This window comes from Nodosilinea sp. E11 (genome assembly GCF_032813545.1).
Taxonomy (GTDB): domain Bacteria; phylum Cyanobacteriota; class Cyanobacteriia; order Phormidesmidales; family Phormidesmidaceae; genus Nodosilinea.
The window spans coordinates 2,631,165-2,647,967 of the sequence record NZ_CP136520.1 but is presented as its reverse complement, the minus strand read 5'-3'; the positions used below and the strand labels follow the sequence as shown (position 1 = coordinate 2,647,967).

The window sequence follows — 16,803 nt, the reverse complement described above, 5'->3', positions numbered from 1 at the left end:
GGAGGTGAATCGCTACTGACAAAGGGCACCAAAGGGGCACTCGCTGAGGACACTAAAGCAGATTACTCGCCATATGGGTACTGGGAATTTGGTGAAATATTGGGATATTAGGCAGGATGAAGCATGGTGAGAATTGTGGGGATAAATCCTTCCTTTTTACTGTCCTCGTATTTCTCTAAGCGCCTGCTCATAGTGCAGGGTAAACTCTTCATCCATGACTGTCATTAGAAATTCACAGAGTAGGCGACATATTTCAACAACAATATTAGGGCTAATTTTCTGCACATTTGGTGTGAGAATGCCATGGGCAAATATGTGACGGATGGCTGATGCCAAGTAAGCTATATTGCTGGGATCATCATTAAAGTAATTATCTAGTTCTCGCTGATGGGAGGAATTTACTCTTTCGTGAATGAACCTATAAAACTTATTTTCTACATCTAAATTTTTGATATTGGCTAATATTTGTTCTGAACCATATTGTCGCAAAGCTTCACCGATAGAGTTAGCTTGTGTGGACTTAAGCTTCAATAAAGTCTCGAAGGCAGACCAGGTAAAGACTACTTGACAGAGAGCGCTATAACCTTTCTGCGTTTCTTCTGAGTACCCCTCAAATTCTAAACCTGCAAAACAGTTGGCGGCTCTAAACCGTGCGGCAAATCGATTGATATCGCCAGGGTTTGAGCCTAATCCTAACAGCCCACTGAAACTGCCGTTGCTAATTTTCATTTGATTGGAGTAGTCACTCCATTTTGACGGATAGCCCTTGTCGTCATTACTTATAATCATATTTTTCCAGTCGACAATGCAAACTATTATATAATTCAATAATTAATTGCTCAAGTATAGTTTTCCCTCCACAAGATTTTACCTATCTTAAGAGCCTTATTACACGTGGATCATTCGTGCTCAGAACACATGCTCGTGCGACAGAGGAGAGCTCTGTCGCACCACTCACAAGCTCTTTTATGGCGTCAGCTTTATTAGCAAGTTCTTGGCGAGCGATAGGATTATCCTGATCGCCTTTGTACAGTTTGTCAAGTTCCTCTAAATATTTCTGAATGCAGTTCCAACAGTTGTTCCAAACAATTCCACGCTTTCTTTCTAAAGCAGGAAAATCAAGCCTAAATCGTTTAACTGATTCAACTACTCTTTTCCTCTCCCACTCACTAGCTATGTGTGGATCAGGAATTGCCTCTCCTTCCATATTAAAAAATATAAGACTTGAGTCATGTGCATTGATGGGATCTAATAAAAGGCAGGGCTCATATCTGTAATCGTCCTCTGGCTTTAGTACCCTTTTCGATTCATCTTGTAAAGGAAAGTAAGTTCCCTTCTTACGGTTGCCAACATTACCGCATATACGAAAATTATTCCAGTCAAATGCTAACCACCAATAACCATCATACTCTTTGCCAGTTTCGTCTTTGGTAGTTTTCTTAGGGCGAAAATGTTCAACTTCCCAGTGGGAAAAACAATCTTGTGCCTCAGAAAACCAGCATCTCTGATTTGATAGAGATAATAACCATGCCTTAAGCTCACCCCAAAAAGTTTTATTATCATCAATAATTTGTTTTCTTGCTTTCATGTCTGGAGCAGCTTTAAGCTCTTCAATAAGTTGTTTTGCTTTAGTATCCCATTTTTGAAAGTCTTCATAATATTCAGATCCTTGAACAGGTTTTTCTAGTCGAATATGTCTCATCGCTGGATATTCTCGTTGGAAGTACTCTCACTAGAAAGTTCTGATAGTATTTCATCAGCCAATCTGGCTTGAGCTTCAATTTCTTCTTTAGAAAGTACGTTTTCCTTTTCAGTTATAGTGTTAGCCATAGCGGTAGCGAAATGCTCAAAATACGGATTAGGATGAGTACGCGATACATGTAATGAATTAAGTTCATTTGCAAGATTGATAAGTACTAAATTTTCTTCGGGAGTCTTATCCTGCTTGCCTAAGAGTTGGTAATGGCGATCTAGTTTATCTAGGATTTCTGGAGCCAAGGTTGAACGTAAGCCATACAATTCTGACTTCAAAAGACCCTCCACACCGATCCCAATTGGGTCATATTCAGGTTCTTCTGCAATGGTTGATTCCTCTTGTTGGGATATTATACGGACCTGATTTTTGTACAAACTACCAATCATCAGTGGATTGTGAGTTGCTACTAGCAATTGTCCCTTTTCGGCACGGATATTATCTTGCAAGAGCTTCAAATACTCATAAGTCCATACTGGATTGAGATGAGTATCTGGTTCATCAAGCAAATAAATTGATTCGTCATTTTGGGTAAACAGCATCAGTCCAAGGACTGTGAGAAGTTGCTGTTCACCTTCGCTTAATTGCGTAAACTTAACCCGCGTACCGTCAGTACGTTCAACCGTGACACGTACTTCATCTATTAAGTCACAGAGAAATAAGCTTTCCAGATATCCAAAGAGAGTTTTTTCATCTTCCTCTTCTGTTTTTAGATCGGTAAGTTCTTCTTGATTTTTGATAAAGAGATATAGCCGCTCAGTATTTTCTGTTTTTCCTCTCACATCACGTTCAACTGCTTCGGTATTACGAATAGGTGCAAGGGCTTGGCTCCAGAGACGATCAAGGAATGTCTTAAATGCCCCCCGTGCATACCAAAATCGAGGATCGCCCTCAGCTAATTGTGTTTTATTGGGTCTGCCAGTTCCTCGCCACCAGGGCGTTTTCAAAACAAAAAGTGCAGAATCAAAGCATTTGATGTTTAGGTATTTTTCTAACAGCTCATGCGCAGTTTCTGTATTAGACAGGAAAAATGCTAGCAGAACCAGCTGACTGTACTCCTTACGACAAAAGAACATTCGGCGTAAGGGCATTTCGCTTTGCTTACTATTTAAAATCTCTTGATAGTAGCGACGAGTTGGTTCGTCAAAATGTTTTTCTAATCGACTGCTCAAGCCGGAATAATAAGCAAACACGAAATTTGGCAAATATTCTACTAATTTACGATTAAAAGTAGTTTGCGTAATTGACTTGCCATCTACTTGAATATCTAATCTTCTATTACTCCGTTCCGGATCAGCGTTTATATTAATGACTTTATCACGGCAGACATACTGTAATTCATATGCAAAAGCAGGAGGCTTGCTCAGCTCCAAGTCGCGAAAAATCTCAACAATGGCTTCAATTAGATTTGACTTTCCGGAACCGTTACGCCCAATCAAAATCGTAGTTGATTGGTTTTCATCAAAGTCAATTTCAAAATTCCTTAACCTCTTGCCTCGATAGGCAGGAATACGTAACCAATCTAACCTCATGCTGCCTCCAAGAACCGGGGTGAATCTTCTTCTGTCCCTCTTCGCTCTCTTAGAAGTTCTTTTTCTTCTTCTGCCTTTAGCTGATCATAAAAGTCATCAATTTCAAGTTGAGAAGCTACCCATAATTCTTCTGCTGATAAGGCACCCTGCTTTTTGAGGATTGTAGTAAGGTGTGAAGGTTCAATATCTTTACGTGTCAACATAACTACTTGCTCAGTAGGAGATTTAGTGGATGTAGTGTTCTTTACTTGTCGGCCTGTTTCATTTGCTTTAGTTGTAAAAAGCTGATTGCGAACTCTTTCTAGTAGCGCTGCGGCTGACTCATCATTTGGATCTTGTGGGACGAGTTCACCTCGAAAAGCCTTTTCCAATAAAGCAGAAATCAATCGCTCAACCTGGATGATCGCAGCTTTATAGCGAGCTTCAAGACGATTGGCAAACGAAAATAGGCTTTCTACACGGCGAACTATTTCTTTTTGCTCCTCTGACGGAGGAACAACTACTGGTAATGAAGAAAGAACCGTTTTATTGATTGAAGCGAGATTTGTGCTCTGCTTACCATACGAAAGAAAATAGTCAAATCCACGTGAATTGCCATACCAAGAAAAGAATTTAGGCTCAAATGAACAATTTCTTAATCGTGCCCTAAACACATGGTTTTGAAAAGTACATTTCTCTATTTCGCCATTCCAGACCCAGCCTCTTCCGAGCTTGTCAATATCTCCACCCTCATTAAATAAAATATCTCCTCTCTCTAACAGTAAACTTTCTATACGCTTTTTGGGGACTCGTATTGTCTTCATTTCACTAAGATCAAGATAGCCACGCTGAACATTAGCAACACGAAGATAAGGAAGTTCCTCATCTTCTGGATCTTGCCTTTTAGAATCCTTTGTTATACCACCTGATATCTCTGCGATTTCCTCTAATCGGGCCGTCTCCCAACTAGCCGGAAACTCGTACTCTCTGAAACAATCAATTCCCGAAAAGTTAAATTGATTTAATTCTTCGTCCACTCTTCTACTGGTGTTTGAGGTAATATGACGCCAATTCTCAGTCAACTTTCCTGAAGTGGCAGCAGCAAGAATGGACTGGCGAAATTGTTTCAAAATAAAAGGAATACGTTCACATTTTTTCCGACATGCATCAACTTGCTCAAACAAGTGGTCGAGCTTCTCAGCTATTCGCCTTTGTTCTAGAATAGGGGCAACAAGCAGAGGAGCTTTCCTACCAGCCTGTGTACCTAATCGTGGCATATTCAAGCCATGACTTACAGCATCAACATACTTCAAAAAGCCAGGATGTTTAAGCCAATGAAATAAGAAGTTTCCATCAAGAGCTTGATTTGGCTTTAAAGGAATGATTTCTGTAGAACAATATCCATCCATATCAGCCCTAAGAACCTTATTTAGGTAAGGACGTAGTTTTCCGTAAAGAATATCTCCTTTCTCGAATTGGTTTTTAGTGCTTCTCGATTGGCGCTCAGAGAAAGTTAGCCTTTTTAGTAGCTTAGAAGTATCCTTTTCAATATCTTCAAGTTCAAGAACCCAAGCCCTATCTGGGATTTCTTGAGGATCAGCTTTGATTGTTTTGCCATATTCAACAACCTCACCAAGTGTCACTTGAAGCCAAGAGTTAGGTATTTCAAATTTCTGGTTCATAATTCAACCTCTTCGCCTAACTCATCTAAAATTCCTTGCAGTTCTGCGAGAGCTGCCTCCAGTTCAGTAATTGCTTCCTGTGCCAGAGCAGAGGCTTCAGGTAATTCGTCTAAATCAAAATTGCTCTCATCACGGAGCCAAGCAATATCGAGGTTCTCGTTACGCTCAGTAATCCATTCACGACTAAAACAACGAAATCGTCCGCTTTCACCAGTATCCTCACGTTTTGCAAGGCTTTCAGGTAGCCCAAACGGGTCATCTCCAAATGCCGCTTCAAACTCAGATATATGAGTGCGGGTCAACTGTGTCCGCCGACCAAATGTTGGCATATTTGCCCGCAAGTCATATACCCACACTTCCTTAGTATTTCCTTTCTCTGACTTGCCACGGGTGAAAAACAGCACATTGGTTTTTACCCCTTGGGCGTAAAAAATACCTGGAGGTAGCCGAATAATTGTGTGAAGATTGCATTTATCCATCAGGTCAGCGCGGATCTGCTTGCCCGCGTTGCTCTCAAAAAGCACATTGTCAGGCAATACGACAGCCGCTCTTCCACCCGGTTTTAGGCTCCGATAAATGTGCTGTAAAAAGGCCAATTGCTTGTTTGAGGTTGGATAAGTAAAGTCATCTCGCGAAGGCAGCCCGCCGCCTTTCTTGGTGCCAAAGGGCGGATTGGTCAAAATCAAATCAGCCTTACCCAGTTGCTGCCCATCGGAAGAAAGGGTGTTCCCCAGGAGTACATCTCCCTCAATGCCATGTAACATCAGGTTCATTAGCAGCAAGCGGTGGGTGTCCTGCACCAGTTCCATACCGCAAAACGCCTGCTTTTGCTGAAACTCCTGCTGTTTGATACTCCATTCAAAGGGGTCGTGTTTTTCGCGGATATAGCGATTGGCCGCAATCAAGAATCCCCCTGTGCCAGCAGCGGGGTCTTGAATTACTTCCCCTGGTTTGGGTTTCATCAATGCTACCATCGAGTCAATCAATGCCCTGGGGGTAAAATACTGTCCCGCACCTGACTTCTTCTCCTCCGCGTTTTTCTGAAGTAACCCTTCGTACAGGTCACCAAACTCATCCCGATGCTCAGAAAACCAGTCCAACTCGTCAATGCTTTGTACTAACTTTTTGAGAATGCGCGGTTGCGTTAAAGACGTCTGGGCATTAGCAAAAATAGCCTGAACTTGCTTAGAAGATGCCTTAGAACCAAGATGCACCAGCAGCTCTCGATAGAAGTTCATTAAATCCTGCCCCTCCCGATCGACCAAATTTCTCCAGCGATATCCCTTGGGCAGCTGTTCTTCGCTCTCCGTCTCCTGCATCATTTTCAGAAACAGCAGGTAGGTCAACTCCGTGACATATTGCAGGTAAGTCACACCATCGTCCCGTAGGACGTGGCATAAACTCCATAGTTTTTGGACGATATCACCGGTAGCTGCCATAAAAATTTAAGAGAATTAGGAATCAAACCAGTTTTGCAGTTGCAGGCTCTGAAAATCGACAAAATTTACCGTGTTATTGGTAACCAAAATGAGGTTATTAACCACTGCGATCGCAGCAATTTGCCCATCTACAAACGACGGAGTTTTACCACCGCCCATCAACCTGGCCCGTTCGACAGCGTGCCAGTTAGCAGCCTCTGCGTCGTAGGGCAAAATCATCAGCTTGGTTTCAACCTCCTCCTGTAAGTAGGCTGCAATGGCCTGTTGCCGCTTTGATTTGGGTAGGCGATGGCAGCCAAACAGCATTTCGTGATATACCACAGCAGCGGTTGATAGCTCCTTACTCTGGCTAGCCAGCTGCTGCATAACCCTCGAGCATGGCTGAGGCCGTAGAGGCTCAGAAAGGATATTGGTGTCTAGCAGAAAGCGCACCATAGTTACACAAGCACCTCTCGCCCTGGAGCAGCATCACGCACATCCTGAAAGACTTCATCAGGGTTGAGATCGAGCATTGCGATGCCCCAGCGCTGCCTAAACTCTGCCAGGGAACTGCCAAAGCTTCCCTGGTGAGCTGACAGCCGATCAAAGTCTTCAACAGATAGCAAAATGGCGACCCGTTTCCCCCGGCGGGTAATCTCAATGGGCTTACCCTGCTCAACAGAGTGAACTAGTTGGGTTAAGTGATCTCGTGCATCAGCAATTGAGTATTGAGGCAGCAGATCTGACATGCTATCAGGATGGCTATCTATATCGCCATTTAACCACGAAACCACCGGGTCAACTGGCTGCCTGCCAGACGTTGTCCCTAATTTCCGCCAGAATTGTATCCAACTGCCCTCCAAAGAGGCGATCTAAACGACTAAACCCGCCTCCCTGGGTTTTGAACTCGCCCTGGTCTAACGCTTCATGATCGACAATGACCTCTACCTTGAGCTGCTTACCAATGCGCTCTAACCACTTGCGTTGGGGTGCCGTCCAGGCTTGTTTAGCCAAAATTTTCTTTATAGCCCGGTCAACCCGTTCGGGGTAAGGAATGAGCGCATCGCCCAGGGCTGCCTGACGGATGAACCCAATAATGGAGGCAGCAATATCCTCATTAGTGGCATCTCGCCAGGCCGAACGCAGTTGGGCTTCAGAGTAGCCAGCATTATCGAGTAATAGCCTTAACTCCTTCAGCTGCTGACGGGTTAGGTCTCGGGGGCGCTGCATCACTACTATTAAGGCCGCAATCTGGTTCTGGTTATTACGCAAAAAGGCTTTGAAGCTATCCAAGTAATCCTCTGGCCTGCCATAGGCTGCCCCACTTTCAGATACCCCATAGCCCTGCTCAACCCTCAACAATTCATCGGGATGGTAGGAGATGAGTACGGATTGAGTGCCTTCCTTCTTGCGATCAAGCACTTGAGCAATGGTCCTGTGTTCTTCGAACCACTGTTTGACCTGGATTCCATTACTTTCCTTCAGATGCTGCACCACATCCTGCACTGACATACCAGCCAGTTGCTCTAGCTGCTCACGGTCGTTCTCGCTCAAATGGCGGCGCTTGCGCTGCAGCTTGGCCAACAGCTGCTCTACGATGCCCTCTAGTGCCTCGGGTTCCGTCTCTGTTGCCAGCTCTTCAACCAGTTGGGTAAAGGAGATTTTGGGATTCACCACCACCGGCTGCATGCTTGATACTGGTGCAATAGCCTCATAGAGCCGCACGGCATCAAAAATGCGAAAGACATCTTTACCAATGGCATCGGCTCGGCGCGTGGCCCGCCCTAGCATTTGCTCATAGAGAATTCTCGAATTGACCCGCCGAATAAAGACCAGGTTACATATGGAGGGCACATCGATTCCGGTGGTTAGTAAGTCTACGGTTACCACGATGGTTGGGTTGACCTCATTGCGGAACTTGCGAATCAGCTCCAAAGGCTTATCGGCAGCGCCGGTAATTTTTGCGATCGCGTCGTCTTCTACACTGCCGTATAACTCTTGCAGCACTTGCTTGAACTGATCCACCACAATATCGGCATGGCTGTCAGTAGCACAGAAAATGAGGGTTTTTTCGGGCAGCGATGGGTCGATGTGCTGAGCCAGGGCTTCACAGACGGCTCGGTTAAATTCTTCGGTGACCACTCGCTTGTTAAAGTGCTCTACCTCAAACCGCACTTCATCGGGAGCGTGGACCAGGTCAAGCTGGCCAGTCGCTGGATCAAAGAATTCCATTTGCTCCCCTGGATCCCAAACAATGCCTTCTAAGGCCAATCGGGTGGTGATCTGGTAAGGGGGCTCATGATCAATGAGCCAGCCATCAATAACAGCTTCTCGGTAGGCGTAGGTGTAGACGGGGTTGCCAAAAATTTGTGTGGTATGCAAAGCGGGAGTTGCTGTCAGACCAATTTTGACTGCATCAAATTGGTCTAAAACTCTTCGATACTTCGAAACATAGTCGTTAAAGTCCCGAAACTCTATTTCTGCATCACTCAGCTCACGGTTGAGCAAATAGCCCCGATGGCATTCATCCACCACAATGCAGTCATACTGATCTGCCGTCAGCAGGGGGGCATCTTCAGCGGCGTAAAGCGTTCGTTTCACCATCCCTTGCACTGTAGCGATATGAACTTTCGTATCAGACTCGGACCGTATATCGTTTAGCTCTTTGACCTCAAAGATATCTGCAAAGGTTTGTAAGCTTTCCATGCGGGATTCTTTGAAAGCATTGGCGGTCTGTTCACCCAGGGCTGTGCGGTCTACCAAAAACAGTACTCGGCGAAACCGCTTGGTTTTCAAGAGTCGGTAGACCAGAGCAATACAGGTTTTGGTTTTACCGGTTCCGGTGGCCATGGCTACCAGCAAGTCTCGTTGCCCCGTCTCCAGGGCCATTTCAATCGCCTGAATAGCCTTAATTTGATAGTCCCGCAGTTCGATGCCGTAGTTAAAAGGCTCCTGTTTTAACCGACTGTGGGCCTGATCAATATCCTGCTTAAGCGATTCCATCAGCCCCTGGGGGCTGTACCAGGTTGATAATGGCTGCCGCAGGTTTTCAGGTCGGCGCAGGTCACAAAACCAGATGCCGCTTTTGGTGCGCAACTGCTGTAGAAAAGGCCGCCCGTTGGTCGCAAACACGAACGGAACCTTGAAGTCGCCCCATGGTCCACCAGGGCAAGACTCTTCCCCCTGGATTGTGTAGCCCTGGCTGTAGCGCTTGGCCTGGTTTAGAGCGCCCTCTGCCACGTCTTTGCTGTGGCGTTTGGCTTCGACTACAGCGACAACCTGCAAACCTACAAATAAGGCGTAGTCAGCCCTACCACCGGCTGTAGGCCATTCTGAGATGGCCAGGTTTTTCCCTTTTTGTGGTCGAGCACCCTTTTGAAAGGTCAGTTGGTTGGTGTTTACTTCCCATCCGGCGGCCTGTAACTGGGCGTCAATCAACCGTCGGGTTTCAGGTTCATCTAGATCAATGGATTGCTCGACCTGGCGTGCCTGAGCCAAGGTGGCTTCAATGACTTGAGCTGGCTGCTGCTGGGCTTCAATCTGAACGGCTGTGAGCCGTTGCCGTACCGCCTCTACTTCGGCCTCGGCAACTTCTAATAGCGTTTCGGCGATCTGGCGCAGTTCTGCCTCTTCCGCAGCAGTAACCTGAGCCATCTGGGCCTGGTTGCGATGCTTTTCAGCTTCTGCTCGGAGATGGGCAAGCTCCTGCTGTAGCGCCTCGGTTTCCTGCTCTGGATCGGCAGGTGGCACGAACGGCCCAGCTTTGAAATTGCGATCGCGCCCAAAGCTGCGATGAAACCAAATGCCCAGCAAGCGAGCATATTTCAGGTTACTTAAAGCCGTGCGATGGTCACCCACCATGTCATGGGTGGCAGTGTTGCCTTTTGCCCGTAGCTCGTGAAAGAGCTGGTAGGCTTCTCCAACCACAACGCCCCGGTCTCGCAAACGCCGAAGTAAATCAACCTGAGACTCCTGAGGATTTAGATACAGACCGGCATTCGCTGCTGCCATCTGAGCCAACAGCTCACCAAACTGACGAAGCTTTATCAGGCAGGTGCAAGGATCTTCCTTGAAATAACGCTCCGCCAAAGTCCCGAGTCGAACAAGCTGCGGTTCGTGCTGTCTGAGAAAGACAAAATTAGGGGAAAGGGACGCACCGCTCATGTGTAGAAATTAGGCGTCACTAAGCTATTCCTAAGGATGCCCACTCTATAAGGAGAATTCCATAAAGATTTTGCCCGGTGAGACAAAAATTAGATGACCTACCCAAGCTAGCATCAACACCTTAACCAGTCCTGAGCCGAGTCAACTACCACTCCACATCCCGTTACATATCGGCAGCTCCCGCGCCCTCTGCCTATAACTCTTACGAAGCTCCGATAGAACTGGATAGAAGGGATGGCTCTCATTTTGCTTCAAATTAAGGGGTACAGAGATTTGAGAGATGATCTGTGGCTCTAACATCCACGGCTCCGGTGTCTCTATCCAGGTAACCAGGGCATTAGCCTCCATCCACTTAGAAAGTACCTGCTCTCCATCCACAAAGGTGAGGCGTTTACCACTGCGGCCTTCCCGCCTTAGCTCAATGCTCAACTCATCGGCCAGTAGGCACCCCAGGGTAAGACGCAGGGTAGAGCCAAAGGCATTGTTGTTGTAGTGCTGTCGTACCCGCTCTTTCAACTGCTGGCCGCTGGATGAGGGCTTGCTGGGTGAAATGCCTACGTAAAGCAGGGTAGCCCCTTCCACCCGATGACAGCCCTCAGTCGGAACCTCAGGAGGAACCTTGCGAAAGTACCAGGCATAGACTCCAGCCTTCCCTGGCACCGGACAATTCCTAGCCAACACCTCTGGGCGGGACCAGAGACGAGTGGGGTAGAGGATCGCTTCAAAAGTTGACTCATTCATGGGGCTGGGCATTTTGGGACTCACCCTTTCAGAGTTCCCGCCCCGTAGAGAGTGGGCACGGTCTTTCCTGACGCTAGCAGCCCTTTATAGGAACGGCTCCTACTGCTGGTGCGAACGGCCCTATTTTCACTATGAATTTGTAAGGTGAGTCCAGTTGGCTAGTTGCCATCTGGCACTACAGAGGTGACATCCTTACGATGATGGTCAACCAAAATGAGGCTAGAGTTTTATGAAACCCTTGATAAAAAAGCACTTTGAGCTGCTTGAAGCAATTCAAAGCAATTACAAACTGCGAAACAAGGAGCTTGGTGCTCTAGAGAAGTCGATCGCTGCCTGTAATCAGCAGATTGCGATCGCCCCTGAAGTGGCCCAGCTGTTTCACCAGGAGTTTGAGGAATTGAGCCAGTTCGCCGTGGAGCAGCCACTGCCTGAATCTGCCGCCGCGCTGCCTGCCCACACAGGTTATACCCAGCTCGCTATTATTCGTGAAAAGCAAGGGCGGCTAACAGAGGCCATCTGCCTATGTCGCGAGGCCCAGGAGCAAGGTTGGGCTGGCGATTGGGAAAAACGAATAGCCCGTTATCAGAAGCAGCAGGCTCGGAATGCTAAGGGCTAAACCGTTTATAAAGACTTCTACAACAGTCTGGGGTACCTTTGGCCCTTTGACCTACAGTTGAGCCAACTCTCTATCAATTTTGGCTATGACGACTCCAGACATCCCAGGCGATAACCGCTCGGTACAGATTGGTGGCAGTGTAACCGGTAGCGCCGTGGTGACGGGCAACAGCAATACGGTCTCGGTGCAGTTCCAGCAGGCGTCGCTGCCAGTACCGGAGACGGTGGATATTCAGGCGGAGATTGAGGCGCTAAAAGAAATCTTCGCAAGTCTGAATAACCCAACTATCACGGGCGCAGCTGAAGAGTTGGCGCTGGAGATGGCGAAGCCAGAACCTGATAAGGAGATTATTGCCGATGCCCTGGAAACCGGGCTGAAGCGCATTAAAAAATTGACGGATTTTGGGGAGGCGATCGACCGGCTGCGGCCCCATGTGGAGGCGACGGCGGGGTGGCTGGGGCAGCATGGCCACAAGCTTCTGCCCCTCGTTGGGTTGGCGCTGTAGAGGTAGGGCTTGGGTGTAATGGGTGATCGCGGCATTCAGATTCAAGAGAGTGCGGTAGGGAGTGCGATCGTCTCGGGCGATGGCAACGTTGTTAACGTCATCTACCAAGTCATTCAGCAATCAATACTGGAGACGGTTGGCACCGCCACTCGACTCGGCCCGAATCCTTATCGAGGGTTAGCAGCCTTTACGGAAAAGGACAGCGATCGCTATTTTGGGCGTGAAGCTCAGATCGACCGACTATGGAAAGAATTTCAGACCCTTGTGGGGCGTTCAGGTGGCCCTCGCCTCTTAACGGTTCTGGGGCCATCGGGATGTGGGAAATCTTCCCTGGTGCGAGCGGGGTTGATTCCGGCACTAGCCCAGCGGCCCCTGTTAGGGAAAAAACGGATGCGGGTGGCGGTAATGGTGCCCGGTGAGCATCCCCTGGAAGCCCTAGCCGGGGTGTTGGCCAAGGCAGTAACCGAAGACTCGATGCCTGTTGCCAAAAACCGGGAGTTTACTGAGGAAATGGATATTCCCTCCGCTAGTGGGGAATATGACGGCCTACGTCGTATCACTGCCCTGATGCCAGAAATTCGAGACTCTCCGCTGGTGGTGCTGGTGGATCAGTTTGAGGAGGTTTATACCAATGAGCCCCGAGGCACGACACCTGAGGAGCAGAGTCGGCGAGAGCGATTTATTCAAGAGCGCATGGCTTTCATTGAAAACCTGCTGTGTGCTGCCAAGGACTCCAGCGGCAATCTGTCTGTCATTCTTACTCTACGCAGTGATTTTCTGGGGGAAACGCAGCGCCACCCTGACTTGAATCAGGCTATTTCCCATTGTGGGGTGATTGTACCGGCGATGACAGTAGCGGAGTTGGCTCGGGCGATCGCGGAGCCTGCCAAACGGGCGGGACACCCCTTAGAGGATGCTTTATTGGATCGCATGGTGCAGGATATGGCAGGGCAAGAGGGGGCGTTGCCGTTGCTCCAATTTGCGCTGACCAAACTGTGGGAGGAGTTATCGCAGGAATCGCTACGGGGGCGATCGCCGTTGCAGGTCTATTTAGACATTGGGGGCATTGGGGGAGCGGTAGCGGATAGGGCAGATAAGATTTTTGATGGTTTGAAGGATGCTGGTAACTCGAAGGTAGACAGGCAAGCGATCGCGCAGCGAATTTTTCTAAGCCTGGTGCAGCCGGGAGGGAAGAATAACTGGGTGACTCGTCGCCGGGTCAGGGTCAAGGATTTAGCCACCCGCAAGATCACTCTGGAGCAAGTGAAGGAGGTCATTCACGAGTTCTCGAAGGAAAATGCGCGCTTAATTTCCCTATCTACAGTGGAGGGTGAGATCACGGCGGAGGTGACCCATGAGGCACTGTTTGAAACCTGGCAGCGGTTCAAAGACTGGATTAGCGATCGCTGGGATGATATTCGCTTGCAGCAGCGGTTAGAGTCAGCTGCAACCTACTGGGATGAGCAGGGAAGGCCAGCGGGGTTGTTGTGGCGATCGCCGGATCTGGATCTCCTCCGTACTTTTGTCCGAACCGCTAACCCTGATCTCAACCCATGTTGCCTTAACTTTTTCCGTGCTTCTGAGCAGGCAGAACGGCAACAGGCTCTCTTGCGAGGGGCGGGGGTAGGCGCTTTGGCGCTATTGGCGGCGGGAATGACCTGGTTTGGTCTCCAGTCCCGTCGGGCAGAGCAGTTGGCTTTGGTTCGTCAATTGGCTGCCCAAGCAGAGCAGATGTCCAGTCAACCCCGTCGTGCTACCTCCCAGGAAGCAGGAGCGCTGCTGGCGGTGCATACTTTCCAGATAGCCAACCTTAGCGGTCGAAAACTGGATACCGTGAACCAAGCAGTCCGTCAGGGGCTAGATCGTCCTTGGCCCATCGCCACGCTCTCCCACGAGGATATGGTCAGGGCGGTGAGCTTCACCCTGGATGGGCAGCGGGTTGCTACCGCCAGTAGTGACGGCACGGCGCGGGTGTGGGAGGCCAGCACGGGGAAGGTCATTGCTACCCTCTCCCATGATGATGAGGTCATTGCGGTAAGCTTCAGCCCGGATGGGCAGCGGGTCGCCACCGCCAATAGTGACGGCACGGCGCGGGTGTGGGAGGCCAGCACGGGGAAGGTCATCGCTAATCTGTCCCATGATAAAAAGGTCTGGGCGGTGAGCTTCAGCCCGGATGGGCAGCGAGTCGCCACCGCCAGTAGTGACGGCACGGCGCGGGTGTGGGAGGCCAGCACGGGGAAAATCATCGCCACCCTCTCCCATGATGATGTGGTCTGGGCAGTGAGCTTCAGCCCGGATGGGCAGAGGGTTGCTACCGCCAGTAGTGACGGCACGGCCCGGGTGTGGGAGGCCAGCACGGGGGAGGCCATCGCCACCCTCTCCCATGATGCTGCTGTCTATGCGGTGAGCTTTAGCCCGAATGGGCAGCGGGTCGCCACCGCCAGTGATGACGGCACGGCGCGGGTGTGGGAGGCCAGCACGGGGGAGGCCATCGCCACCCTCCCCCATGATGATAGGGTCAGGGCGGTGAGCTTCAGCCCGGATGGGCAGTGGGTCGCCACCGCCAGTGTTGACCGCAGCGCCCGGGTGTGGGAGGCCAGCACGGGGAAAATCATCGCCACCCTCCCCCATAATGATGAGCTCTGGGCAGTGAGCTTCAGCCCGGATGGGCAGCGGGTCGCCACCGCCAGTAGTGACCGCAGCGCTCGGGTGTGGGAGGCCAGCACGGGGGAGGCCATCGCCACTCTCTCTCATAATGATGAGGTCTGGGCGGTGAATTTTAGCCCGGATGGGCAGCGGGTCGCCACCGCCAGTAGGGACGGCAACGCCCGGGTGTGGGAAACCATCACGGGGGAGGCCATCGCTACCCTCTCCCATGATGAGAGGGTCAATGCGGTGAGCTTCAGCCCAAATGGGCAGCGGGTCGCCACCGCCAGTGATGACGGCACCGCCCGGGTGTGGGAGACCAGCACGGGGGAGGCCATCGCCACCCTCTCTCATGATGCTGGGGTCAATGCGGTGAGCTTCAGCCCGAATGGGCAGCGGGTCGCCACCGCCAGTAGTGACGGCACGGCGCGGGTGTGGGAGGCCAGCACGGGGGAGGCCATCGCCACCCTCTCCCATGATGATGATGATTGGGTCTGGTCGGTGAGCTTCAGCCCGGATGGGCAGCGGGTCGCCACCGCCAGTTTAGGCGGCACGGCGCGGGTGTGGGAGGCCAGCACGGGGGAGGCCATCGCCACCCTCTCCCATGATGATGGGGTCTTGGCGGTGAGCTTCAGCCCGGATGGGCAGCGGGTTGCCACTGCCAGTTGGGACGGCACCGCGCGGGTGTGGGAGGCCAGTACGGGGAAGGTCATCGCCACCCTCTCCCATGATGATGGGGTCTTGGCGGTAAGCTTCAGCCCGGATGGGCAGCGGGTCGTCACTGCCAGTTTGGACGGCACGGCGCGGGTGTGGGAGACCAGCACGGGGGAGGCTATCGCCACCCTCTCCCATGATGATGAGGTCTGGGCAGTAAGCTTCAGCCCGGATGGGCAGCGGGTCGTCACCGCCAGTGTTGACAGCAGCGCCCGGGTATGGGAGGCCAGCAGGGGGGCGGCCATCGCTACCCTCTCTCATAATGCTGCGGTCTTGGCTGTGAGCTTCAGTCCGGATGGGCAGCGAGTCGCCACCGCCAGCGGTGACGGCACGGCGCGGGTGTGGGAGGTCAGCACAGGGGAGGCTATCGCCACCCTCTCCCATGATGCTGCGGTCAGGGCGGTGAGCTTCAGCCCGGATGGGCAGCGGGCCGCCACCGCCAGTAGTGACGGCACCGCCCGGATTCGCTGGGTGTGGTCTCAGGATTTAGTCGCCCAGATTTGTCAGCGCCATGACCGCAACTTTACGGCTACCGAATGGCGCAACTACGTGCAGCGAGACTTGAGTCAGTACAACTTGACCTGTGCCAATTTCCCTGTCCATGCCACCGTGATTGTCGCCGCCCATACCATTGCCCGAGACGGCAATGGCCGCCAAGCTACTGCCCTGCTGCGCCATCTGTTGAGAATTTCCCGTGCTGCGGGCCATGATATTGACCTCGACCCCGCCACCGAGGAAATTGCGCAAAATCCTAGAGCTGTGGCCCGCAAGTATTCCGCCGTGCATTTGGTGCGAGAAGCCACTACCCTGGCCCGCAATGGAAAGGTGGCCAGGGCCACCCGTCTATTCCAACAAGCCCTCGACCGCGATCTTGAGATTGACCTCAACCCCAGCACCGATACCCTCGACCAAAACCCCGCCGCCGTCGCCCACACCCTCGCCAACCCCACAGAGTAGAGCACAACACCCAATTGGGGCCGACGCATCCGGTCTCTCGGCTCCAATTGGGGCACCATGGGGGCGACGGTAGGGCACATTGGCCAGCACGGCCAC

12 protein-coding genes are annotated in these 16,803 nt (G+C 50.8%); 3 read left to right on the top strand and 9 right to left on the bottom strand.

Features of this window, described 5'->3' with window-relative positions; all coding sequences use genetic code 11:
- Positions 1-156 precede the first annotated feature (156 nt).
- The 9 genes from RRF56_RS14040 to RRF56_RS14000 form a co-directional block, all read right to left on the bottom strand.
- Positions 157-789 carry a hypothetical protein gene (locus RRF56_RS14040; RefSeq protein ID WP_317038265.1) on the bottom strand — a complete coding sequence of 211 codons (633 nt, stop codon included), beginning with the start codon at positions 787-789 and terminating at the stop codon, positions 157-159.
- Positions 790-871: 82 nt separating this feature from the next.
- Entirely contained in the window at positions 872-1,702 is an 831-nt protein-coding gene (locus RRF56_RS14035) for a hypothetical protein (protein WP_317038264.1), read from the bottom strand.
- Positions 1,699-3,285, bottom strand: a complete 1,587-nt coding sequence (locus RRF56_RS14030) for an AAA family ATPase (RefSeq protein ID WP_317038263.1) — start codon at positions 3,283-3,285, stop codon at positions 1,699-1,701. The genes RRF56_RS14035 and RRF56_RS14030 overlap by 4 nt, the downstream gene beginning before the upstream one ends.
- The gene (locus tag RRF56_RS14025) at positions 3,282-4,946 is read right to left on the bottom strand and encodes a restriction endonuclease subunit S (protein ID WP_317038262.1); all 1,665 of its coding nucleotides are present in this window, start codon (positions 4,944-4,946) and stop codon (positions 3,282-3,284) included. Before RRF56_RS14025 ends, RRF56_RS14030 begins: the two co-directional genes overlap by 4 nt.
- On the bottom strand, positions 4,943-6,385 hold the full coding sequence (locus RRF56_RS14020; protein WP_317038261.1) for an N-6 DNA methylase: 1,443 nt from the start codon (positions 6,383-6,385) through the stop codon (positions 4,943-4,945). Before RRF56_RS14020 ends, RRF56_RS14025 begins: the two co-directional genes overlap by 4 nt.
- Before the next feature lie 15 nt (positions 6,386-6,400).
- Positions 6,401-6,820, bottom strand: a complete 420-nt coding sequence (locus RRF56_RS14015; RefSeq protein WP_317038260.1) for a type II toxin-antitoxin system VapC family toxin — start codon at positions 6,818-6,820, stop codon at positions 6,401-6,403.
- A gap of 2 nt (positions 6,821-6,822) precedes the next feature.
- The gene (locus tag RRF56_RS14010; RefSeq protein WP_317038259.1) at positions 6,823-7,113 is read right to left on the bottom strand and encodes a type II toxin-antitoxin system Phd/YefM family antitoxin; all 291 of its coding nucleotides are present in this window, start codon (positions 7,111-7,113) and stop codon (positions 6,823-6,825) included.
- Between the two features lie 49 nt (positions 7,114-7,162).
- Positions 7,163-10,528 carry a type I restriction-modification system endonuclease gene (gene hsdR, locus RRF56_RS14005; protein WP_317038258.1) on the bottom strand — a complete coding sequence of 1,122 codons (3,366 nt, stop codon included), beginning with the start codon at positions 10,526-10,528 and terminating at the stop codon, positions 7,163-7,165.
- A gap of 141 nt (positions 10,529-10,669) precedes the next feature.
- Positions 10,670-11,269: a GIY-YIG nuclease family protein gene (locus RRF56_RS14000; protein WP_317038257.1), complete on the bottom strand. Its 600-nt coding sequence runs from the start codon at positions 11,267-11,269 to the stop codon at positions 10,670-10,672.
- 229 nt (positions 11,270-11,498) lie between these two features.
- Between RRF56_RS14000 and RRF56_RS13995 the strand changes: the two genes are divergently transcribed.
- The 3 genes from RRF56_RS13995 to RRF56_RS13985 all read left to right on the top strand — a co-directional run bounded on the left by RRF56_RS13995 (position 11,499) and on the right by RRF56_RS13985 (position 16,707).
- A complete protein-coding gene (locus tag RRF56_RS13995; RefSeq protein ID WP_317038256.1) occupies positions 11,499-11,885 on the top strand; it encodes a hypothetical protein in 387 nt (128 codons plus the stop codon).
- An 85-nt stretch (positions 11,886-11,970) separates the two neighbouring features.
- The gene (locus tag RRF56_RS13990) at positions 11,971-12,390 is read left to right on the top strand and encodes a hypothetical protein (RefSeq protein ID WP_317038255.1); all 420 of its coding nucleotides are present in this window, start codon (positions 11,971-11,973) and stop codon (positions 12,388-12,390) included.
- A gap of 18 nt (positions 12,391-12,408) precedes the next feature.
- Positions 12,409-16,707, top strand: coding sequence for an AAA family ATPase (locus RRF56_RS13985; RefSeq protein ID WP_317038360.1), 4,299 nt, complete (start codon positions 12,409-12,411; stop codon positions 16,705-16,707).
- The last annotated feature ends 96 nt before the right edge of the window (positions 16,708-16,803 follow it).